This is a genomic window from Colwellia maritima (assembly GCF_022669015.1).
GTDB classification, from domain to species: domain Bacteria; phylum Pseudomonadota; class Gammaproteobacteria; order Enterobacterales; family Alteromonadaceae; genus Colwellia; species Colwellia maritima.
The window spans coordinates 445951-468351 of sequence record NZ_JAKKSL010000001.1; the positions used below are offsets into that span (position 1 = coordinate 445951).

Consider the following 22401-nt stretch of genomic DNA (forward strand, 5'->3'; position numbering starts at 1 on the left):
TATTTTTATTTTTATTTTTGTGGATAAATAAATTTATCTTCGTTACTTTTTTGTTGTACAAAGATCAACCAAAAGAAATAACGTGTACAGAGATTATCAGAATTTCGAAGTTTTACCAGACTATTATTAAACTTTTTTTAAGGATTTTTGACAACTTAAAATAACAAAAAAACATAAGCCACAAGTAGCGTGACCTCCGAAGAGGTCAACCGGCAATACTCATAAAAATTATTTTTTAAATAAAATTGTTAGCTATATTTACAAGAGTTTTGTATACAATTTTCTGTCAAATAGAGTGTTGAGTTTTTGTTGATTTGAGAAATAAATAGTATTTATATTTGTTTGAAAAAAGTGCCAACCGAGCTTGGCACTATGTTTTTTAAATGTCTTTTTTACATGACATAATAGAATATATATCGCTTTATTTTATGTCAAACATCTACATAGTAACAAACTCTTCAGCTGATGTAGGGTGAATCGCAATAGTATTATCAAAATCTGCTTTTGTTGCGCCCATTTTCATGGCTACTGCAAAGCCTTGCAATAATTCGTCACTACCAAAGCCAATACTATGTAAGCCAACCACTTTTTCGTCTTTGCCTGCACAAATTAATTTCATGCGGGTAGGATCGCGATAATCTTCAGTAATTGCTTGATAAAGCGCAGTAAACTGTGAGTTATAAACACTAATGTTATCTTCACCATATTGCGCCACTGCTTCAGCCTCTGTTAAGCCTACTGTGCCAATAACGGGGTGGCTAAACACTACCGTTGCAATGCCTGTATAGTCTAAATGTAGGTCTGGTTTGTTGTTAAATAAGCGTTCACACAAACGACGACCTGCGGCAACGGCCACTGGGGTTAATTGTGCGCGTCCCGTGTTATCTCCTACTGCATAAATGCCAGGCACGTTAGTGTTTTGATACTTATCGGTAACAATATAACCACGATCATCGAGTTCAACTCCGAAGAAGATCTAAGTTAATATTATCCGTTGCAGGCTCACGGCCAATAGCCCAAACGGCGTTTCAACAGGGCCAACGGTTTTACCATTAGTAAGATGCACAACCAAGTTACCATCGGCTAATTTTTCTATGCGTTCTGGCGTGCTGTGGTTATGCAAGGTAGGACCGTGTTTTGCCATTTGCTCTACCAAGGTAGTGCTTAGCATTTCGTCAAAGGTTCGCAATGGTTTTTCATTTCGCACTAATAAATGTGTTTCTGTACCTAAACCATGGAATACACCGGCTAATTCAACGGCAATGTATCCTGCGCCAATGACGGCCACCGACTTAGGTTGTTCGGTTAGTGCAAAAAAACCATCTGAGTTGATACCAAATTCTGCGCCTTCAATGGTGGGAATTGACGGACGCCCCCCTGTCGCAATAGTAATATGGTCTGCAGTGTATAATGTACCATCAACGTCTACGGTGTTTTTATCAACAAACTTGGCAAAACCTTGAATCACTGTGACGTCATTAGCATCAAAACCACGTTGATAAGCACCATGAATTCGTTCAATGTACGCTTCTCTGTTTTTAACTAAACGGTGCCAATCAAAACCGTTGTTCTCTACTTTAAAATCACCTAACTTAAATCCATAGTCATGGGCATACTTTAACGCGTCACTAATTTGGCCGGCATACCACATAGCTTTTTTTGGAACACAACCGACATTGACGCAGGTGCCACCCAAGTATTTTGCTTCAATAACTGCAGCTTTTTTCCCCAATCGTGCGGCCCTGTTAGCTGAAGCTATTCCGCCACTACCTGCACCGATTGCTAGATAATCAAAATGTTGAGTCATAATATGTTCCAAGAAGTTAATTTATAAGGTTTGATCTGGGGGTAAAATACAATTATTCAATTGATTTTGACACTAATTTTCTTCTAGCTCAAAAGCATTAGCCCTTAAGTAATCAGCAATTGCTTTTGCCGGCAAAGGTTTACTATACAAATATCCTTGAATGTAATGACAATTACGCTGTACCAGATAGTTGAGTTGTTCTTTGGTTTCCACACCTTCGGCAATACAATGCATGTTTAAACGTTCTGCTAAAACAATGGTTGCATCAACAATGGCTTCATCCGTTTTTTCAATACCGATACCTGAAATAAAACTACGATCTATTTTTATAATATCAAGGGGTAACCGTTTTAAATATGACAAGGAAGAAAACCCCGTGCCAAAGTCATCCAGTGCTAATATAACTCCAAGATCAGACATTGCATTCATGGTGTTTATAGCGTTTTCTGGCTCAGATAACAGCGCACTTTCAGTGACTTCTATTTTTAATAACTTAGCGGTAAGTCGTGTTTCTCTAACAATTTTTCGATATAGGCGATCAAATGTGCTTTAGCAAAATGCTGAGGTGACAAATTGACTGATAAATATAATTCTGGTCGATCTAAATGCCACTTTTTCAAATCAATCAAGCCACGCTCAAAAGCTGCTTCAGTCATTGGTATGATTAATCCTAACTCTTCGGCAATGTTAATAAAGCCGGCCGGAGCAATTAATCCTTGATTACTCTGCCAACGCATTAATAATTCGAAGCCTACGGTTTCTTTGGTTCGCGTATCAATAATAGGTTGGTAGTAATTGATAAATTCATTGTTACTGTAAGCGATTTTAACTGCGTTTTCTTTAGTCAAGCGTTCAGCCGCTTGAATGTTCATTTGTTGTGTAAAAAACTGAAACGTATTTCTGCCTAATTGTTTAGCTTGGTACATAGCAATATCGGCATGACGCAGAAGTTCATTAGAGTCACTGGCATCGTCAGGGTATAACGCAATACCGATGCCGGCGCCAATACTTACCTCATGACCTTCAAGTAATACGGTTTTCTCTACCTCGGTAATAATTTTTTGTGCCACCAACCCTAAATGTTCAGTATCACGGAAAGACTCTAATAATATAACAAATTCATCGCCACCAATGCGAGCAATGGTGTCATCTACCCTTAATAATTCGCATAACCTGCGTGTAACTTCAACTAATAATTGGTCTCCACAATCGTGTCCTAATGAGTCATTTATTTGTTTAAATCTATCTAAATCAACAAAAAAGAGTGCAATAGATTGACGTTTCCGGTTAGACAATTCCATTGCATGCTTAATACGTTCTAGCAATAAACTTCGATTAGGTAGGTCTGTTAAATGATCATAGTTTGCTAAGTAACGTAGCTCTTTTTCTGCTAATTTTTGCGCACTAATGTCGGTGAAAACACAAACATAATGTAAATTGTGAGTGGTTTTATTTCTACCAACGTTTATATTGAGTACAACATGAAATTCTTCACCCGAGTCAGTGGCAACTAGCTCTTCACCTCGCCAATGCTGTCCTTCATGTAATGAAGGAAATAAGGATTTAAAAAACTGCCAACGCGGTGAGATAGTCCCATAAAATTACTTTGTAGGCTAAATTCTTCTTCAGGTAATCCAAACACATTGCGTAATGACTGATTAGCCGTTATACGAGTAAAATCATCATTGACGATCAATACCCAATCATTAGTTTGTTTAAAGGCTTCGCCGTAATAATGACTGCGTACTTCGGCTGCACGTGTTTTAGTTATATTAGTATAAGCACCCGTAATTCTACTGGGTTTATTTTGATTATCTAACGTGACTATTTTTCCTAAATCTCTATACCATAGCCAATGACCCTGGGCATGTTTAAGTCGATATGTGCAAGTAAATGTTTCACTCAAATCATTTTTTTCAATAAATAAATGCCACTGTGTTAGAAAACTCTCTTTATCATCCGGATGAATTAATTTCACATGTTGATCAAAGGTATGTGCATTGGTTAAATCGACATAACCTAATTCCTGAGCAAGGCGTTTACCAAACATCATGTTGTCTTTTGCTTGCCAATCCCATACTTCACTATTGCTTCCTACCAATGCCAATTGAAGACGATTTTCTCTGAATTTAACCTCTTCATGCGTCGTTAATAATTGCTGTTTTTGTTTATGTCGTTGATATAACCATATAATCATCAAAGACAGTAATAATATAGCGTAAACAGTAAATGCTAGTGGTGATTTCCAAGGCGCATAACTTACAACAAGTTTAATTTTTTTACTTGTACTGTATTCTCCTGTTATGGGTGATTTAGCTCGTACAGAAAGAAAATGAGTACCCGAAGGTAAGGCGGCAAAAGTAACTCTATTTTCAGTTGTGGGGGGATAGCTCACGTTACTGTCACCCGTTAGTTGATATTCATAAATCACTTCTCGTCTATCGGCATATGACAGGGTGGAGAAATCAAAACGAATACCAACATCATCATAATTCAATAGAACATCGTCATCTTGATTAATAAGCAAAGGGGTGTTTAGTTGTCGAGATAAGACATTAATTGCAGTGATATAGATATTGATTTTGTCATCAACGTGTTTGTTTTTTAATTTGATGGGGTCGAATACGCTAACGCCTTCCATTGAGCCATAAACAAAAGAGCCATTCGGTAATTTAAGCCCCGCTCTTGAATTAAATTCCATTGCTGAAAAGCCATCAGCAATAGTGAAATTACGAATAAACTGATTATCCGTATTTAATACAAACAAGCCCTTGTGAGAGGAAAACCAAAGGTCACCTTCATCATCAGTTAATAAGCTGTAAACATTATTATCGATAATTGAGTTCCGATTATGATAGAAATATTTTGGTTTAAATGTTGGGTATTCTAAGCCAATTAAGCCTTTTGTTGGGTAACTAAGCCAAAAAATATTGTTTTTATCTATTACCCAATTTTCAAATGAAAGCCATTCATTCTCAATTATATTGGGATGTTTATATAGCCGAACCGTTTCTTTTGTGTTGGTATCATAGCTCCATAAACTGTCATTAGTTGAAAATAATAATGTTTGGCTATTAGGCAAACTTCCTAAGAAGTTAAAGATTGTATTTAACGGAACTACTTTGCCTAACTCACTTAAGGTATCAAGTTGCCCAGTTTGTAAGTCGATTGCAGCCGTTTCTTCATCAAAAATTAACCAAAGATAGCGTTGTTCATGTAAGTAAGCTGAATAATGATCTTTTGCTAAAATTGAGATTATCTCATCAGTGTAATTAAACGGTATTACCTGCTTCAACTCTTGACTATAGAGAATTATTCCTTGGTTTGTTGATAATAATAAAAGCTCAGTTTTGTATGGAAAAATATTGTAAACCTCAAAATCCTTCAATTGTTTGCTTGTTGTTAATGAGGAGGTAATCTGTTCTACCGTATGTTGTTCAGTATCAATTATATTCAAGCCATGACTAGTGCCAACCCAAACTTTTTGTTGATTATTCAGTTGTTTGGTAACTACCCAAACAGCATTGTCACTTAAGCTATTGGCGGTATTTTTTTGATAACGATAGTTTTTAATAAGCTCTAATGAGGGATCCCATAAATAAACACCAGAGGAACGTGATCCAAGCCAAAACACACCGCCTTTATCTTGTGTGATAGAAATAATTTCATTATTCGCGATGTTTTCAAAATAATCACTCAGACCAAAAAGAAATTTACTTTGCTGCTTGGTTACATCAATAACATGTAAACCTTGATTACTGACAACGTAGAGTTGTTTGCCGTCAGATAAAAATTGCCAAACAGCAATATTTTTAACGACTAGATTATATGCATTTATTTCACTATTTGCTTGAATGTACTCATGAATGTTTTTGATATTGAGGCTAAACATCCCATTATCTGTTCCCATATACAAATTTTCATACTCATCTATATGCAAATTAAAAACTCTATTTGCTTTTACAAGACTAGTCTTTTCTGTCGTGTTTTCAGTAGATAATTTTGGTAGTTGTCGCCATTTTTTTAAGGTGACATGATAGGCATAAACACCGACTCTTGTCGCAATGTATAATACGTGTTTGTGGTATTTAATTTTATATATATTTTCTTTTTCAGGAAGTTCATTTGACAAATCAAGGGTGAGAATAACTTTGTTTTTATTTGCTTGATAAAAATTAATGGTTCTATTGGTTGCCGCCCAATAGCCTGATTGGTTTTCACTATTTTTACCTTCTGTTATATCTACTGCAGCCGGACCTAAATTGTCAATATTACTCGCAAAAACTAACCGATATTGATCAGTTTCTGGTTGATACCGATAAAGTCCTTGGTCAACATTGATCCAGATAAAACCTAAGCTGTCTTGTTTAACAAAAAAAATACTTGAGTCAATAAAGCTGTTGTTAGGGCCCGATAGTTGTTTGAAAGAATAACCATCATAAATATTGAGGCCATTATCTGTCGCGAGCCAAATAAAACCTCTGTTATCTGCTAAAATTGAATTGACGGTGCCCTGAGATAAGCCGTTTTCAACGGAAAGTTGTGTTAAAAATAAGTTTTGTATGTTGTTATTGGCACTTACCTTGGTAAGGGGAATAAATAAGCTAATAAGGTAAATCAAGAAAATAAATTTAATTCTAAATATCATCGGTTTATTCCAACATTCATTGTTAACAGCAAAGATATCACTACCTTTCACTAGGTTAATTATAACAGTAATGTGTTAACTGACGTAAATTACTGAATATAAAATTGTCTTAAATAGGTTTTGCATTGCAAACTTCTCTTGAATATTCCATTTTTGTCATCACATAGTTTAGTATCGTTCATTTATTTCGTGCCCATTATGACTAACCCATTATTACCACAAGCTGTAAAAAACATTGATTTACCCACGTTTTCTAAAATAAAACCTGAACATATAAAACCCGCTGTAGAGCAAGCTATCGCCGACTGTAAACAAGTTATCAATGATGTTTTAAAAAATAACACCTCGTTTACATGGGAAAATTTAATACAACCCATTGATGAAGTAGATGATGTTTTATCTAAACTATGGTCACCAGTTTCGCATATGAACTCAGTGGTAAGTAGTGATGAACTGCGCGATGCATATGAGTCTTGCCTACCGTTATTATCAGAATACGGCACGTTTGTTGGACAACACCAAGGGTTATATCAAGCTTATCAAGATTTAAAAGACAGTGAGTTATTCAATCGATTAGATACTGCAGAACAAAAAGTTATTACCAATGCACTGCGTGATTTCAAATTATCAGGCATTGCCTTAAACGAAACAGACAAAAAGCGTTATGGCGCAATTGTAAGTCGCCTTTCTGATTTAAGTTCAAGCTACAGCAATAATGTATTAGATGCCACCCATGCGTTTAGCGTTAATATTACGGATAAAAAAGCATTATCTGGTTTGCCTCAAAGCGCACTCGCTGCAGCCAAAGCTTTAGCAAAAAGCCGAGAACAAACGGGTTATGTTTTTACTTTAGATTTTCCCGCCTATTTACCGGTAATGACGTATTGTGATAATCGCGAATTACGTGAAAAAATGTACAGCGCCTTTGTTACTCGCGCCTCAGACCAAGGACCTAACGCGGGAGAGTTTGACAATAGTGCCATTATGGATGAGACTTTAGCTTTACGTCACGAGTTAGCTAATTTACTTGGTTTTAGTAATTATGGTGAAAAATCTTTGGCCACAAAAATGGCCAGTAGTAGCGATGAAGTAATGGAGTTTTTACAAGGGCTCGCGGTTAAATCTAAACATCAAGGTGAGCAAGATGTTAAAGAATTAAAAGAATTCGTAATAAGTGAGTATTCACAAACCTTTACAAATACAGAATTAAAAGCTTGGGATCTTGCCTATTACAGTGAAAAACTTAAACACGCTCGTTATGCGATATCTGATGAAGAGTTACGCCCATATTTTCCAAAAGGTAGAGTAGTGAATGGCTTATTTGAAGTGGTTCATAAATTATTCGGGCTGAATATTAAAGAACGTTCAAATATTGATACTTGGCATGAAGATGTTACTTTTTATGATGTTTTCGATAGTGCAGGAGAGCTTCGTGGTAGTTTTTATTTAGACTTATACGCACGCGCCAAAAAACGTGGTGGCGCATGGATGGACGAATGTGTTGGACGTCATGAATTACCTAATGGCGTAATACAATACCCCGTTGCTTACCTTACCTGTAACTTTAATGGCCCAGTTGACGACACACCTGCGCTTTTCACCCATGACGAAGTTGTTACGCTTTTCCATGAGTTTGGGCACGGATTGCATCACATGCTAACGCAAATTAATGTCAGTGCGGTATCTGGTATAAATGGTGTACCTTGGGATGCCGTAGAATTACCTAGTCAATTTTTAGAAAACTGGTCTTGGCAACCTGAAGCGCTAGCATTTATCTCGGGTCATTATGAAACGGGCGAACCTTTGCCGCAAGAAATGTTAGATAAAATGCTAGCAGCTAAGAATTTTCAATCTGCGATGCAAATGTTGCGTCAATTAGAGTTCAGCATTTTTGACTTTACTATGCATGCTAACTATAACCCTAAAGCCGAAAACAATAGCGAATACATACAGCAAACGTTAGACCAGGTACGTGAGCAATATTCGGTAGTTAAAGCCCCTGAGTTTAATCGTTTTCAACATGGTTTTAGCCATATATTTGCGGGTGGTTATGCCCGGTTACTATAGTTACAAATGGGCGGAGGTGTTATCCGCCGATGCTTTCAGTCTGTTTGAAGAACAGGGGATATTTAATACGGATACGGGTCACTCCTTTTTAACTAATATTCTTGAAAAAGGTGGTAGTAAAGAGCCAAGCGAGTTATTTAAAGCTTTTCGAGGTAGAGCGCCTGAAATAGAAGCGTTATTACGCCACAGCGGCATTGAAGTGTAAGTTTATGACTGAAAAATTTGACCATTTATATCAACGTGCTGCTGCAAGAAAAGGCGGTAGCACCGCCTTAGAATTATTGCTTGGACTAAAAATTGTTGGCAAAAAATTACTACCCGATAAGGCGGCTCAGGAAAATGTAGCTGCACTCACGGACGATCGTGTTTTATCAGCATTTACCAAACAAATTTTTAAGTCAGGATTTGTTTGGCGTGTGGTAGAAAATAAATGGCCAGATTTTGAAGACAGCTTTTTCAATTTTAATATTGAAAAAATACTGATGATGCCAGAAGAAATGCTAGAGCAAAAAGCAGCAGATCCTAAAATCATTCGTAATTACAATAAAGTAAAAACCATTCAAGCCAATGCGCAAATGATATTTAACCATCACATGGAGCACAAAACATCTTTTGCTCAATTTATTGCGAACTGGCCAAGTAGCGATATTATTGGCTTATGGACTTACCTAAAAAAGCATGGGCAACGTTTAGGCGGTAATACTGGTCCTTACGCTTTGCGTTTATTAGGCAAAGATACCTTTATATTAAGTTCAGACGTTGAAGGTTATCTTAGAGCAAAAAAAATCATTGATGGTGGATTGCAAAGCAAAAAAAGTTTAACTGCAATTCAAACGTATTTTAATCAACTCCAACAAGAGTCAGGTTACAGTCTAACCCAACTTAGTCGCTTAATTGCCTTTGCCAGTGGCGATAATTATGTTCACGTTGAGCAAGAATAATGATTGATTCTCACCATAAAAATATTGCAGTGGCTTATTGTGATGCTTTCGACAGCGATCGTTGTAAGCTTATTGCTAAAAAATGGCATTTAAACTACCTAGGTGATGCAGCAGCTGCAACGAAACAAACACAACTTGATTTTTTATTACAGCTTAATAACCAAATATTAGAGCTGCTAAAGCTAGACGAACCTAAACTTGGTGGCATTAATGTTGATTTTGTTGAAGGTGCTGTAGCTCACCGCAGAAAATTTGGCGGTGGCCGAGGACAAGATATTGCCAAAGCCATTGGATTAAAACACGGTTTTACCCCACATGTTTTAGATGCAACCGCAGGATTAGGGCGTGATGCCTTTGTATTAGCAAGCTTAGGTTGCCAAGTTACCTTGATGGAACGTATGCCCGCAGTAGCGGCACTACTTGATGATGGTTTAGCGCGAGCCAAGCTTAATAGCGAAGTTGGTGATATAGCCAACCGTATGAAATTAGTGCATGCTTCCTCTATTGAAAACATGAATTTAGCGCAAGAAGTAGACGTTGTTTATCTTGATCCCATGTATCCACACCGAGAGAAATCCGCAGCGGTGAAAAAAGAAATGCGTGTATTTCAATCTTTAGTGGGTGAAGACTTAGATGCCGATGATTTATTAGCGCCTGCATTGGCATTAGCAAAATATCGTGTGGTAGTAAAACGGCCTAGCTATGCTCCACCGTTAAGTTGTGCTTCATTACCCAATAAAAAACCCAGTACCTCTATCACTATGAAAAAAAATCGTTTTGATGTTTATGTGAATCAAGCGATACCAAAAGCTTAATCGGGCAGCTTCTCTGAGGTTTGCTAGTGACCAAATCTATCTTCGATGTACGTTAGTTGTATCACCACAGTTTACTTAACCTCAGCTCGGCTTAATAAATGTTCTTCTAGCCGCTATTTTTACTAACTTCGGCGTTAAATTCACTTGCAATAGCTCCCTATTGACGCGTAAATTTGCCTTGCTTATTTTGCGGACTAAAGTAGTAAAACTATCAAGCTAGAAGTGAATAAAAATTTTAATGTCTAATTTTCAACAAGTTAAGCATATCTTAAACCGAGCTTAGGTTTCTTATCCTAAGAGGCAGTGTCTTGACGTTGAGCTCTTTTGCTTGTTTGAAGCTCGCTATTATTTACTCCATGTCTTATGCATATAATTAACCTTTCTACAATCTGACACTTGTGTCAGGTTTTTATTCTGCTATATTGTATCTATTGGAAATTGAGCATGGTTCACATAAACAAGAGCAATGACGGAATTAAACATGACAAATAGTACAGTTCGTTTTTTATTGAACAATGATGTTGTAACCCTAGAAAATATTGATCCGAATTTAACCGTTCTGCAATACCTTCGTGAAATCCAGTTTAATACTGGCTCTAAAGAAGGCTGTGCCTCTGGCGATTGCGGCGCTTGTACCGTGGTACTTGCAGAGTTGGACAGTGATAAAGGTGAGCAACTTAATTATAAATCAGTCAACGCTTGTATTACTTTTGTAGGTAATTTGCATGGTAAACAGTTGATTACGGTTGAGAACTTAAAAGACGGCGCTAAGTTGCATCATGCTCAACAAACCATTGTTGATAATCACGGTTCACAATGTGGCTTTTGTACACCGGGTTTTGTTATGTCGTCCTTTGCTTTACATAAACAGACTAAAACGCCAACACGTGCACAGGTACTTGAAGCGTTAGCGGGAAATTTATGTCGGTGTACTGGCTATCGTTCCATTATTGAAGCGGCTATTACCTCAAGTGAGCACGCTGAAGCTGATTCGTTTGCTCGCCATTATCAAGAAACGGTTAGTGCACTTACTGAATTAAAAAAATTACCTACGCCAGTACTCTCAAATAACGGCCATAACTTTATTGCGCCTAAAAATATTGACGAACTCGCTTATGAACTATTGAGTGAGCCTAACTCAACGTTACTAGCAGGCGGAACTGATTTAGCACTGTCAGTTACGCAGAATTTAACTACTATAGATAAGCTTGTATATTTGGGTAATGTTGAAGAGCTGACGACTATTGAAGAAACCGAGTCTGAGATCATTATTGGTTCAGCGCTACCGTACAGCAAGTTTATTGATACATTGCATCATTATTACCCTGATTTAGGTGAAATGATTGAGCGTATTGGCTCTAAGCAGGTGCGTAATACGGGTACTTTAGGTGGAAATATTGGTAATGCATCACCTATTGGTGATATGCCGCCGACACTGATTGCGCTTGGTGCAACGATGACTTTACATGCTAATGGCGTAGAACGCACCATGCTAGTAGAAGACTACTTCGTTGATTATAAAAAAACCGTGCTACAGCCTTCAGAATTTATCAAGTCAGTGCAAATCCCTAAGCCTGTTGAAGGCCAAACCTTAAAACTATATAAAATATCTAAACGTATTGATGATGACATTTCAGCGGTATTAGCGGCGATATTTATTGAGCAGAAAGTCGGCGCTAATGACCAAGAAACTGGTCAAAAGGTTACCAATATTCGTATGGCTTTTGGTGGTATGGCAGCTATTCCTAGGCGAGCGCTAGTCGCAGAGGCTGTGTTGCAAGGGCAAATTCTTACGAAAGCACTTATCAGCCAAGCAAAAGAAGCACTCACGCGTGATTTTCAACCTATGTCGGATGTTCGTGCGTCGAGCAAATACCGTATGACGGTTGCTCAAAACCTTATTGAAAAATGTTACTTAGAGCTTCAAAGCGCTAATGCAAGAAAAGTTATAGAAACACGAGTGGTAAATTATGCGTAGCTTAATAGAGATAAATAAGGTTAATGTAAAAACAACAAATAACAACAACGCAAGTATTGAAAACGAAAAAAACAATGTGGGTTTAGGTGGCGTTGGTCGCTCTAAAAAGCACGAAAGTGCCGACAAACAAGTTGCCGGTGAAGCACTTTATGTTGATGACCGTGCATCTTTACGTGGCGAATTACATGCTGCTGTCGGTCAATCAATACATGCGCACGCTAATATTGTTTCTATGGACTTGTCAGCTGTTAAAGCAGCTCAAGGTGTTATCGCCGTAATTACCGTGGAAGACGTGCCAGGACATACGGACATTGGTCCTGTGTTTCCTGGCGATCCTGTGCTTGCTATTGGTAAAGTAGAATATGTGGGTCAGCCAATATTTGCGGTTGCGGCAACGAGTTTTGAACTAGCACGAAAAGCGGTTAAATTAGCTAAAGTTGAGTATCAAGAGCTTGAAGCAGTACTAACGGTTAAAGATGCATTAGCCAAAAAAAGTTTTGTTCGTCCGCCATTTACCATGAAGCGTGGTGATTCAGACACAGCCATTGCAGGCGCTGAACACCAGTTGTCAGGTAAAATTTTTGTGGGTGGGCAAGAGCACATGTACCTTGAAGGGCAAGTATCAACCGCTGAGCCAACCGAAGACGGTGGCATGAACATATATACTTCATCACAACACCCGAGCGAAGTGCAAAAGTGGTTGCTGAAGTATTAGATATTCCCTTAAATAAAGTGCTAGTAGATATGCGTCGTATGGGGGGAGGTTTTGGTGGTAAAGAAACGCAAGCTGCTCCTTGGGCATGTATTGCTGCTTTGCTTGCTAATGTAACTAAGCGCCCTGTTAAATTTAAATTAGCTCGTGTAGATGACATGGTTATGACAGGTAAACGTCATCCCTTTGAGAACAATTATACGGTAGGCTTTGACAACAAGGGTCAAATTAAAGGGATCAATATTGAAGTGAATAGTAACTGTGGTTACTCACCCGATTTATCTGATGCCGTTACCGACAGAGCGATGTTTCATTCTGATAACGCCTACTTTTTAGATCAAGCAACCGTTACGGGAAACCGTTGTAAACTTAATACTGTGTCACATACTGCTTTTCGTGGTTTTGGTGGTCCTCAAGGGATGATGACGATTGAAATGGTGATGGATGATATCGCTCGCCACACTGGTAAAGACCCTTTAGCCATTCGTAAAGCTAATTTATATGGAACAGATGAGCGTAATGAAACCCACTATCACCAAAAAATTGAGCATAACAATCTAGCTGAAATCATTGATACGTTAGAAGAAAGTTCTGACTATCAAAAACGTCGTAAAGCAATAACTGAGTTTAATAAAGGTAACGAAATTCTTAAAAAGGGTATTGCATTAACCCCCGTTAAGTTTGGTATTTCATTTACAGTGCAACATCTTAATCAAGCTGGGGCGCTTGTTCATGTGTATACCGATGGCACTATTCATTTAAGTCACGGTGGTAGTGAAATGGGCCAAGGGCTAAATACCAAAGTTGCCCAAATTGTTGCTGAAGAATTTCAAGTGAATGTTGATACGGTGGCTACTTCTTCATCACGTACTGACAAAGTACCAAACTCCTCACCAACGGCAGCTTCTTCAGGAACAGACTTAAACGGTAAAGCAGCAGAAGCAGCAGCAAAAACCATTAAGCAGCGTTTAATTGATTTTGCTTGTGAGCAATATCAAGTTACTGCTGACCAAGTGAAGTTTGAAAACAGTAATGTGATTGTTGGTGATCAAATCTTTAGTTTTGCAGAGTTTTCGCAATTAGCCTACATGGGGCGTGTTTCATTATCGTCTACTGGTTTTTATAAAACCCCTAAAATACACTTTGACCGCGCAACAGGTAAAGGGCATCCATTCTTTTACTTTGCAACGGGTGCGGCAGTGTCTGAAGTGATTATTGATACCTTAACGGGTGAATATAAAACCCTACGTACCGATATTTTGCAAGATGTTGGTCATTCAATTAACCCTGCTATTGATATAGGCCAAATTGAAGGGGCTTTTGTTCAAGGTATGGGATGGTTAACAACGGAAGAGTTAGTGTGGAATGAACAAGGGCGATTACTGTCAAATAACCCTGCAACCTACAAAATACCGGCGATTAACGATGCGCCAGAAGATTTCCGCGTCGCTTTAGTGCCAGATGCAACTAATCGCGAACATACGATATACAACTCAAAAGCCGTAGGTGAGCCACCCTTTATGTTGGGTATGTCTGTTTGGTCTGCGCTAAAAGATGCTATTTCAAGTGTTTCTGATTACAAACAAAGTCCTATACTTGATACACCGGCAACACCAGAGCGAGTACTTTGGGCGGTTGAATCAATGAAAGCGGCTAATCAGTAAGGATCGCAAGATGACACTTTATAATGATCATAATGTCGCAAAAGGTGATTGCGCCGAAGAACATGATGACGCGTTTAAATGGAACTGGAATCAAGCCAGTCTTAAACTAGGTCAGCGAGGACTGTCATATGTGTTGATTACTATTATCGGCGTAACAGGCTCTACACCACGTAATAGCGGCACTAAAATGGTGGTTAGCCAAAACAATACTTTTGATACTATTGGTGGTGGTCACCTTGAACATAAAGCAATAAAGCAAGCTAAAAAACTGTTAGCAGAAAATAATGATTGCCAACTAATCGAACATTTTCAATTAGGCAGCCAGTTAGGACAATGTTGTGGTGGTAATGCTAGCATCTTGTTTGAATGTTTTGCGGCTAACACTATTCATATCGCGGTCTTTGGTGCCGGTCATGTTGGGCAAGCATTAATTCCGATGTTAGCCGGGTTACCTTGCCGTGTCACTTGGGTTGATAATCGTGAATCACAATTCCCGCCAAATACTGAGCGATACGCGAATGTCACTAAACTTATTACCGACGATCCGGACCAGTGAAATATCGCACATGGCAAGTAACAGTCTTTATGTGGTAATGACCCATAATCACCAGTTAGATTTTGACATTAGCCTTGAAATACTCAAACGTGAAGACTTTCATTATTTAGGCTTAATTGCCTCAGACACCAAATGGCGACGCTTTCAACAACGTTATAAGCACCGAGAAATAAGCCCGTCGTTAGTAAAGCGTATGAATTGCCCCATAGGACTTGAACAAGTGGTGGGTAAAATGCCGATGGAAGTTGCCATCAGTGTTGCAGGGAAAATTATAGAATCTTATCAGGCCTTATTACCCAGTGAACAGCCGACGAATGAGCAAGCAAGTAAAAACAAGGGTGTTGCTTGGAAAGAAATTAAACAGCTGCTTTCACTACAAACCGCTCAGCTTCAAGCAGAGCCAATGTTCGAGCAAACATCTGAGCGGATAACTGAGCCTAAGACAAAAACTGAAATTGGAGCATTAAAGTGAATCATTTTGCATTAAAAAGTAAAAATGTCGTAATTAATGGTGAAATAAAATCTGCTTTAATCGAAGTTAAAGACGAGCTCATTTATGCTATTCATGCATACGAACAAGCACTAGATTGTGAAATTAAAGACTTTGGTGACTACGTTATTATGCCAGGGCTAGTTGACTCGCATGTACATATAAACGAGCCAGGACGTACCGAATGGGAAGGTTTTAATACCGCAACACAAGCCGCTGCTCCGGTGGTATAACTGCTTTAGTCGATATGCCGCTTAATTGTATTCCGGTAACTACTACCAAAGCGGCTTTTCAAGAAAAACTCGATTCGGTTGACGATAAATTATGGGTAGACTGCGGGTTTTGGGGCGGTGTTATTCCACAAAATATTGATGACTTAGACGAGTTACTTAATCGGAGTGTTAGGCGTTAAATCATTTCTCATTGATTCAGGTATAGAAGAATTTCCTAACGTTGAAGCAAAAGATATTCGCGCGGCAATGCCTATATTAGCGAAACATGATGTGCCTTATTTAATTCATGCGGAATTAGACTGTGGTGGCTTTAATGAAGTTGTTATCAATGAAAAGTACAATAGTTTCTTAGCGTCTCGTCCGAAAAAATGGGAAAACGATGCTATTTCGTTAATGGTCGAAATGGCACGTGAATCAAAAGCTAAAGGTGATAACTGTAAAGTGCATATTGTGCATTTATCTTCTGATGAAGCGTTAGCGACTATTGCACAAGCGAAGCAAGAAGGTTTACGTTTTACAGCCGAAACTTGCCCACACTACTTAACCATAGCGTCTGAAAATATTCCTGACGGTAAAACTTTATTTAAATGTTGTCCGCCAATTCGCGATAACCAAAATCGCGAGCATTTATGGCAAGCAATTACAGATGGTCGCCTAGATTTTATTGTGTCAGACCATTCGCCTTGTACGCCAGAGCTAAAACACATAGATACTGGCGATATTGAGAAAGCATGGGGCGGTATTTCTGCATTACAGTTTGGTTTGCCATTGATTTGGACAGAAGCAAAAGAACGTGGCTTTAGTTTGGTTGATATAACACGGTTGATGTCCAGAGAAACGGCGAAATTTGCAGGGCTAGATCAAATTAAAGGGCAGATATCGCTTGGCTTTCATGCGGACTTTTTAGTGTTTGACCCAAATACTAGCTACGAAATCACCAATGCGATGATTAAACACCGCCACAATATTACTCCATATGCCGGTCGTATGGTTACGGGTCAAGTATTACATACGTTTGTGCGTGGTCATCATGTATATCAACAAGATCAATTTAATAATGTGCCGATAGGAAAACCGCTACTTAAAGGGCAGTTTTAATCAGGCTATTACAAACGTTAAGTTATGAATAAGAAAATATATAAAAATAAGTATAAATAATTAGGATGAACAAATCATGATGTTAGACATAGATACTCAACAACAGAATAAATTGAGTGGAGAGCCACTAGAATTAGAACGCAAACTAAAAACACACAGTGTGGATTTAGCCGAACGTCTTGGCGGCGAAACATTGTCTTGTAGTGATGACTTTTTTGCCGGCATGGAAAATTTAATTAAACCAGGACGCGGTATTTTCATCGATGACAAATTTACCAACCGAGGTAAATGGATGGACGGTTGGGAGTCTCGTCGTAGTTATGGCCGAGATGATGGTCGTGACTTTGATTGGTGTATTATTCGCTTAGGCATTAAAGGTGTTATTCGCGGTTTTGACATTGATACTAATTATTTCCGTGGTAATGCACCTGAAATGGTCTCTGTTGAAGCTTGTGTAAGTGACGTTGAACCTAATGAAAAAACTGTTTGGGAAACCGTCCTAGCGCAAACATTAGTTGAACCACATAGCCAAAATATTTTTGAAGTTAACAGTGCCGATACTCACAACAATAACAAATCTTATACTCATGTACGTTTAAATATGTTTCCTGATGGCGGTATTGCAAGACTTAGGGTTTATGGGGAAGCCGACGTAAATTGGAATGAATTTATTGACGGCGAACTAATTGACTTAGCCTTAATTAAAAACGGTGGTAAAGCGTTGTTAGTAAGTGACATGTTTTTTAGTGATAAAAACAATTTGATTTTACCAGGTCGAGGTAAAAATATGGGCGATGGTTGGGAAACTAAACGTCGTCGTGACCCAGGTCCAGATTGGTCTATTGTTAAACTAGCATGCCAAGGTAGTATTGAAAAAGTCATTGTTGATACTTGTCATTTTAAAGGTAACTACCCTGACACTTTCACGCTAGAAGGCATGGTATCAAGTAACGATGACTTTAGTGATGGTCAACAAGAAGATCAATGGCAACCGATTATTGCGCGCACTAAATTATATGCTAACCGTGAACATTTATTTATTAGTGAAATCCTTGCTAATAACAAACAACACTTTACTCATGTGCGTTTAAGTATTTTCCCTGACGGTGGTGTTTCTCGACTGCGTGTGTTTGGCAAACGAGCACAGTAACAGGAGTGTGTATGAGTTTAGAAAATTTAAAAGGCTTAAACAACTTAAATAAGGCTAGTGTAGAGCAAGCAACGCATCGTTTTATGCAATGTTGTACCTCAAATGGTTGGGTGAACGCTATGGTTGCCGCTCGGCCTTATGCCGACGAACGTAGCTTAAATGAGCATGCCGATGCTGCTTGGCAAGCGTTAGGCGAAGTTGATTATTTAGAAGCTTTTGAAGGACACCCGCAAATAGGTAATGTTGATACACTACGTGCTAAATATGCCAATACTAAAGCATTGGCTAGTGGTGAACAAAGCGCAGTAAACGAAGCCAGTGAACAAGTGTTACAAGCTTTAGCCCAAGGTAATGCTGACTACCTTAAAAAGTTTGGCTTTATTTTTATTGTTTGTGCAACCGGTAAAAGCGCGGCACAAATGTTAGCGCTGTTAGAGGCGCGTTTGCCGAATGATAAAGCAACCGAACTGGCTAATGCAGCAGAAGAACAACGTAAGATATTTCACCTTAGATTAGAGAAATTACTATGAGCCAAATAACTACTCATGTTTTAGACACCACTCGTGGCAAACCGACAAAAGGCTTACCGATCACCTTATTTGCGCAAACGGGTGATAGTTGGCAGCAATTAGCCACAGGTATTACTAACACTGACGGTAGAGTTGCTGATTTGTTAGCTGATGATGTGGTACTTGCTGCAGGGATTTATCGCATGCACTTTGCCACTAAGCCTTATTTTGCATCTAATAACGAAACGGGATTTTATCCATATGTAGATATTGTTTTCGAGCTCGATGATGTGTCGCATAACAGTGCTAGCCATTATCACATTCCTTTGTTACTAACGGCGTTTGGTTATTCAACTTATCGTGGTAGCTAATACACGTGCTTAGACGAATATTATCAAGATAACTAATATCAAGATAACTAAATAGGAAAGATTATGACGGATACGTTGCCATTTATTGCGCCAACAAAGCTAACGCCTAAAACGCTAAGCCCAAAACCTCTGACACAAAGTGCATTTGCTGCTTTTGGTGATGTTATTGAGGCAAGTGACCAGGTAAAAAACTTTCCGATCAATAATGGCTATACGCAGCGTTATCATGACTTAGCCAAAGTAGATGTTAATGAGGCCGATGCAGACAATAATATGGGTCATGCCATAATCAGTATTTTTCGCTCTACACCTTTAGCACAACCGATCGCTATAAAAATGATGGAACGCCATCCTCATGGTAGCCAAGCATTTATGCCGCTTGGCGATAATCTTTATTTGGTTGTTGTTGCTCCGGCAGGCGAGTTTGAACTCAATAAAATTGAAGTTTTTATCGCTAAGGCTAATCAAGGGGTTAATTACCATAAAGGCACTTGGCATCACTTTTGTTTAGCAATGGGCAGCGAAAGTGACTTTTTAGTGGTTGATAGAGGTGGCGCAGGCGACAACTGTGATGTGCTTGAATTAGATGGTTCATTGGTTATTGCAACGACTTGAAATTATTAAATTGTAAATAGCAAACATAACCGAACGCAAACAGATCAATGTGATTTGAAGATATCGCCAATATCTCGTTAATAAATAATTGAAAATTGGCGAAATATGCAAGAATGAATATAGGTGAAAAAATGTTAAAAGTATTTCGTGGAGAGTTACTGCACTTTTTAGCAGATCCTGCCAAAGTTTCTCTACAAGACAGCTATCAATATCTGGAAGATGGTTTGCTGATTATTAGAGACGGTATAGTAGAACAAGTAGGTGACGCTGTTGACTTATTACCCACATTAGATAAAGACATAGCGGTTACTCACTATGAAAATGGGCTAATTATGCCTGGCTTTATCGACACACATGTTCATTACCCTCAAACAGAAATGATCGCCTCGTATGGCGAACAACTACTTGAGTGGTTAGAAAATTATACCTTCCCCTTTGAACGCCAATTTTCTGATTTAGAGCACGGTAAGAATGTAGCTGAATTCTTTTTAACTCAATTACTTGCTGCAGGTACTACCACTGCTTTAGTTTTTGGTACGGTTCATAAAGAATCAGTTGAAGCTTTTTTTACTATTGCGCAACAGAAAAAACTACGCATGATTTGCGGTAAAGTGTTAATGGATCAAAATTGCCCTGATTATTTATCTGATACCGCTCAAAGCGGCTATGATGATAGCAAAGCACTTATTGAAAAATGGCACAATACCGATCGTTTACAATATGCGATAACCCCACGTTTTGCACCAACCTGTTCAACAGAACAATTGAATAAAGCAGGGCAGCTACTGAGCGAAAACCCGAGTGTATATTTACATACGCATTTAAGTGAAAACGAAGCCGAAATTGCTTGGGTAAAAGAGCTCTTTCCTGACAGCGAAGGTTACCTCGATGTATATGATAAAAGTAAATTACTCGGTCGCCGTAGTATTTTTGCTCATGGTGTGCATTTGCATGACAGCGAATGTCAGCGTTTAGGTGAAACTAACTCAGCAGTAGCTTTTTGTCCAAGTTCTAATCTGTTTTTAGGCAGTGGCTTATTTAACCTTCAGCAAGCACAAAAATTTAATGTCAATGTTAGTTATGGTACCGATATTGGTGCGGGTACAACATTTTCGATGTTAAGTACGCTAAATGAAGCCTATAAAACGCAACAATTACGCTCAGCAAAACTTGACCCATTTCAGTCGTTTTATTTAGCCACATTAGGTGGTGCGGTTGCATTAGATTTAGAAGGCACTATAGGTAACTTCACTAAGGGCGCGGAAGCTGATTTTATTGTACTTGATTACCATGCAACACCCTTGATAGCGAGGCGTATGCAACATTGTACTACCTTGTCTGAAAAGCTTTTCATTTTAAGCATGATAGGTGACGAACGTCATATTAAATCGACCTATATCATGGGTGAAAAAGTCATGGGTGAAAAAGTCATGGGCGAAAAAGTATAAAAGCTAATAATAAAATTTGTATAAACACAAAAAACAAAAAGTTACGTTATTTAACGTTTACGTAACTAAGCAAAAACTTAGGGAATATTATGGATCCGTATATTACAGAATGGCTTAACTTAGTTATTCGCTTTGCTCATCTTATTACAGGTATCGCATGGATCGGTGCGTCATTTTACTTTGTTTGGCTAGATAATCATTTAGAAAAACCACCACAATGGAAAACCGACAAAGGGATTGGTGGGGATTTATGGGCGATTCACGGCGGTGGCTTTTATGAAGTGGCAAAATATAAACTTGCTCCTGAAAAAATGCCAACCACCTTACATTGGTTTAAATGGGAAGCCTATACCACATGGATTACTGGTTTTTTATTACTTTCATTAATGTTTTATGTTGGCGCAGAATCCTATTTAATTGATAAACGCGTCGCTGATTTAACGCAACTGCAAGCCATTGCATTAGGCATTGGTTCTATTGTGATTGGTGTGGGACTCTATGAAGCATTAGTGCGAACCAAGTTACGTAATCACGGCATTATTTTAGGAATGATCTTAATTGTTGTAGCTACAGCATTGTCTTATGGTTTAACGCAAATATTTAGTGCTCGTGGTGCGTATATGCACATGGGAGCTATCATCGGCACTATTATGGCCGGTAACGTGTTTTTCGGTATTATGCCGTCACAACGTGCACTAGTAAAAGCAGTCGAAGAAGGAAAAGCACCTGATCCGACCTTTGGTTTAAACGCTAAAGTGCGGTCAACTCATAATACTTACACGACGCTTCCTATTATCTTTATTATGATCTCGAATCATTACCCCATGACATTTAACCACCATGCTAATTGGTTGGTATTAATTGCTATTATTTTAATTACTGCCGCAGTTCGCCAATATTTTGTGTTACGCCATTTTGGTAAACAAAAACCATTGGTATTAGTGGGCGCGGTTGTTGCCACTTTAGCGCTTGCTTTTTTGATTGCGCCTAAATCAAGCCAGTTAACGGCAGAGCAAAAACAACAAACGGTAACTACAGAGCAAGTACAAACCATTATTGAACAGCGTTGTAGCGCTTGTCATTCAAATAACAATACCGATGATGTTTTTAAATCGGCACAAGCAGGCATTGTTTTTAGTGATATATCGTCTATTAAACAATGGGCGCCAAGGATAAAAGCGAGAGTGATTGACGCGAAAGATATGCCGTTTATGAATAAAACTAACATGACAAACGATGAGCGAGATACCTTAGCGATTTGGTTAACGACAATTAACCAAGAAACTGGAAAATAGCGAC

16 protein-coding genes and 4 pseudogenes are annotated in these 22401 nt (G+C 38.5%); 16 read left to right on the forward strand and 4 right to left on the reverse strand.

What is annotated here, in order from left to right; genetic code table 11:
• Nucleotides 1-439: 439 nt before the first annotated feature.
• The 4 genes and pseudogenes from L3081_RS02165 to L3081_RS02185 all read right to left on the reverse strand — a co-directional run bounded on the left by L3081_RS02165 (nt 440) and on the right by L3081_RS02185 (nt 6455).
• Nucleotides 440-856, reverse strand: a complete 417-nt coding sequence (locus L3081_RS02165) for an NAD(P)/FAD-dependent oxidoreductase (RefSeq protein WP_338027236.1) — start codon at nt 854-856, stop codon at nt 440-442.
• Nucleotides 851-1807: pseudogene (locus L3081_RS02170) on the reverse strand (FAD-dependent oxidoreductase); the annotation flags it as partial. The pseudogene L3081_RS02170 and the gene L3081_RS02165, both read right to left, overlap by 6 nt.
• A gap of 72 nt (nt 1808-1879) precedes the next feature.
• Nucleotides 1880-3132, reverse strand: a pseudogene (locus L3081_RS28860) (putative bifunctional diguanylate cyclase/phosphodiesterase).
• A 185-nt stretch (nt 3133-3317) separates the two neighbouring features.
• Nucleotides 3318-6455: a two-component regulator propeller domain-containing protein gene (locus tag L3081_RS02185; protein WP_242283109.1), complete on the reverse strand. Its 3138-nt coding sequence runs from the start codon at nt 6453-6455 to the stop codon at nt 3318-3320.
• A gap of 198 nt (nt 6456-6653) precedes the next feature.
• Between L3081_RS02185 and prlC the strand changes: the two are divergent.
• The 16 genes and pseudogenes from prlC to L3081_RS02260 all read left to right on the forward strand — a co-directional run bounded on the left by prlC (nt 6654) and on the right by L3081_RS02260 (nt 22397).
• Nucleotides 6654-8727, forward strand: a pseudogene (gene prlC, locus L3081_RS02190) (oligopeptidase A).
• A 4-nt stretch (nt 8728-8731) separates the two neighbouring features.
• Nucleotides 8732-9463: a DNA-3-methyladenine glycosylase I gene (locus tag L3081_RS02195; protein WP_242283112.1), complete on the forward strand. Its 732-nt coding sequence runs from the start codon at nt 8732-8734 to the stop codon at nt 9461-9463.
• Entirely contained in the window at nt 9463-10278 is an 816-nt protein-coding gene (locus L3081_RS02200; RefSeq protein ID WP_242283114.1) for a class I SAM-dependent methyltransferase, read from the forward strand. The genes L3081_RS02195 and L3081_RS02200 overlap by 1 nt, the downstream gene beginning before the upstream one ends.
• 481 nt (nt 10279-10759) lie before the next feature.
• The gene (gene xdhA / locus L3081_RS02205) at nt 10760-12256 is read left to right on the forward strand and encodes a xanthine dehydrogenase small subunit (protein WP_242283117.1); all 1497 of its coding nucleotides are present in this window, start codon (nt 10760-10762) and stop codon (nt 12254-12256) included.
• Nucleotides 12249-14632, forward strand: a pseudogene (gene xdhB / locus L3081_RS02210) (xanthine dehydrogenase molybdopterin binding subunit). Before xdhA ends, xdhB begins: the two are co-directional and overlap by 8 nt.
• Nucleotides 14633-14642: 10 nt before the next feature.
• Nucleotides 14643-15188 (forward strand): xanthine dehydrogenase accessory protein XdhC, encoded by a 546-nt coding sequence (xdhC, locus tag L3081_RS26185; RefSeq protein ID WP_274620280.1) that lies wholly within the window; start codon nt 14643-14645, stop codon nt 15186-15188.
• Nucleotides 15189-15198: 10 nt separating this feature from the next.
• Complete coding sequence (locus L3081_RS26190; RefSeq protein WP_274620281.1) at nt 15199-15660, forward strand: XdhC family protein; 462 nt, start codon at nt 15199-15201, stop codon at nt 15658-15660.
• Nucleotides 15657-15911: a hypothetical protein gene (locus L3081_RS02220; RefSeq protein WP_242283120.1), complete on the forward strand. Its 255-nt coding sequence runs from the start codon at nt 15657-15659 to the stop codon at nt 15909-15911. The genes L3081_RS26190 and L3081_RS02220 overlap by 4 nt, the downstream gene beginning before the upstream one ends.
• Before the next feature lie 14 nt (nt 15912-15925).
• Entirely contained in the window at nt 15926-16090 is a 165-nt protein-coding gene (locus L3081_RS02225) for a hypothetical protein (RefSeq protein ID WP_242283122.1), read from the forward strand.
• Entirely contained in the window at nt 16077-17009 is a 933-nt protein-coding gene (gene allB / locus L3081_RS02230; RefSeq protein ID WP_242283125.1) for an allantoinase AllB, read from the forward strand. Before L3081_RS02225 ends, allB begins: the two co-directional genes overlap by 14 nt.
• 76 nt (nt 17010-17085) lie before the next feature.
• On the forward strand, nt 17086-18159 hold the full coding sequence (gene alc, locus L3081_RS02235; RefSeq protein WP_242283127.1) for an allantoicase: 1074 nt from the start codon (nt 17086-17088) through the stop codon (nt 18157-18159).
• An 11-nt stretch (nt 18160-18170) separates the two neighbouring features.
• Nucleotides 18171-18689: a 2-oxo-4-hydroxy-4-carboxy-5-ureidoimidazoline decarboxylase gene (gene uraD / locus L3081_RS02240; protein WP_242283130.1), complete on the forward strand. Its 519-nt coding sequence runs from the start codon at nt 18171-18173 to the stop codon at nt 18687-18689.
• Entirely contained in the window at nt 18686-19039 is a 354-nt protein-coding gene (gene uraH, locus L3081_RS02245; protein ID WP_242283134.1) for a hydroxyisourate hydrolase, read from the forward strand. Before uraD ends, uraH begins: the two co-directional genes overlap by 4 nt.
• 63 nt (nt 19040-19102) lie before the next feature.
• A complete protein-coding gene (locus L3081_RS02250; protein ID WP_242283136.1) occupies nt 19103-19654 on the forward strand; it encodes an ureidoglycolate lyase in 552 nt (183 codons plus the stop codon).
• 131 nt (nt 19655-19785) lie between these two features.
• Nucleotides 19786-21102 carry a guanine deaminase gene (gene guaD / locus L3081_RS02255; RefSeq protein WP_242283139.1) on the forward strand — a complete coding sequence of 439 codons (1317 nt, stop codon included), beginning with the start codon at nt 19786-19788 and terminating at the stop codon, nt 21100-21102.
• 89 nt (nt 21103-21191) lie between these two features.
• Entirely contained in the window at nt 21192-22397 is a 1206-nt protein-coding gene (locus L3081_RS02260) for a urate hydroxylase PuuD (protein ID WP_242283142.1), read from the forward strand.
• The last annotated feature ends 4 nt before the right edge of the window (nt 22398-22401 follow it).

Coding starts and splice junctions, on each gene's coding strand:
- L3081_RS02185 (WP_242283109.1), bottom strand. CDS start 6,455: ATGATATTTAGAATTAAATTTATTTTCTTGATTTACCTTATTAGCTTA.
- L3081_RS02195 (WP_242283112.1), top strand. CDS start 8,732: ATGACTGAAAAATTTGACCATTTATATCAACGTGCTGCTGCAAGAAAA.
- L3081_RS02200 (WP_242283114.1), top strand. CDS start 9,463: ATGATTGATTCTCACCATAAAAATATTGCAGTGGCTTATTGTGATGCT.
- xdhA (WP_242283117.1), top strand. CDS start 10,760: ATGACAAATAGTACAGTTCGTTTTTTATTGAACAATGATGTTGTAACC.
- xdhC (WP_274620280.1), top strand. CDS start 14,643: ATGACACTTTATAATGATCATAATGTCGCAAAAGGTGATTGCGCCGAA.
- L3081_RS26190 (WP_274620281.1), top strand. CDS start 15,199: ATGGCAAGTAACAGTCTTTATGTGGTAATGACCCATAATCACCAGTTA.
- L3081_RS02225 (WP_242283122.1), top strand. CDS start 15,926: ATGCCGCTTAATTGTATTCCGGTAACTACTACCAAAGCGGCTTTTCAA.
- alc (WP_242283127.1), top strand. CDS start 17,086: ATGATGTTAGACATAGATACTCAACAACAGAATAAATTGAGTGGAGAG.
- uraD (WP_242283130.1), top strand. CDS start 18,171: ATGAGTTTAGAAAATTTAAAAGGCTTAAACAACTTAAATAAGGCTAGT.
- uraH (WP_242283134.1), top strand. CDS start 18,686: ATGAGCCAAATAACTACTCATGTTTTAGACACCACTCGTGGCAAACCG.
- L3081_RS02250 (WP_242283136.1), top strand. CDS start 19,103: ATGACGGATACGTTGCCATTTATTGCGCCAACAAAGCTAACGCCTAAA.
- guaD (WP_242283139.1), top strand. CDS start 19,786: ATGTTAAAAGTATTTCGTGGAGAGTTACTGCACTTTTTAGCAGATCCT.
- L3081_RS02260 (WP_242283142.1), top strand. CDS start 21,192: ATGGATCCGTATATTACAGAATGGCTTAACTTAGTTATTCGCTTTGCT.